Raw genomic sequence first — 413 nt, 5'->3', positions numbered from 1 at the left:
GCAACCCAGGAAGAGGTCAACAAGGCCTGGGACGAGCTGCTAAAAGCGATGCACCTGTTGGAATTCGAGGAAGGCGACAAGGAAGTGCTGCTGCCGTTGATTGAAATCGCAGAGCAGTTGGCGGAGAAGTTGGATGCATTCAAGCCGAGCAGCACGGAGGGCTTCGAGGAAGCGCTGAGTGAGGCAAAGGACGTCTATGCGGAAGAGAACCCGCTGAAGGCGGAAGTGGACAAGGCATATGAGAACTTGCAGAAGGCGATTGAAAATCTGAAATACCGTGCAGACCTGTCGGCGCTCCAGACCGTGGTGGATGAAGCGAATAGCCTGGATATGGACAGTTATATCCAGGACGAGGCATTCCAGACCTTTAATGGAGTGCTGGAAGATGCAGAGACGATGCTTGGGAATCCGGA

At 53.8% G+C, this 413-nt stretch carries 1 pseudogene; it reads left to right on the top strand.

The features are described 5' to 3' along the window. Window positions 1-413: pseudogene (locus tag B9Y59_RS16825) on the top strand (FIVAR domain-containing protein); the annotation flags it as partial.

Origin of the sequence: Anaeromassilibacillus sp. Marseille-P3371 (assembly GCF_900169665.1) — a bacterium.
GTDB lineage: Bacteria > Bacillota > Clostridia > Oscillospirales > Acutalibacteraceae > Anaeromassilibacillus.
The sequence above is the reverse complement of the archived record's forward strand: the minus strand, read 5'-3'. Positions and strand labels throughout refer to the sequence as shown.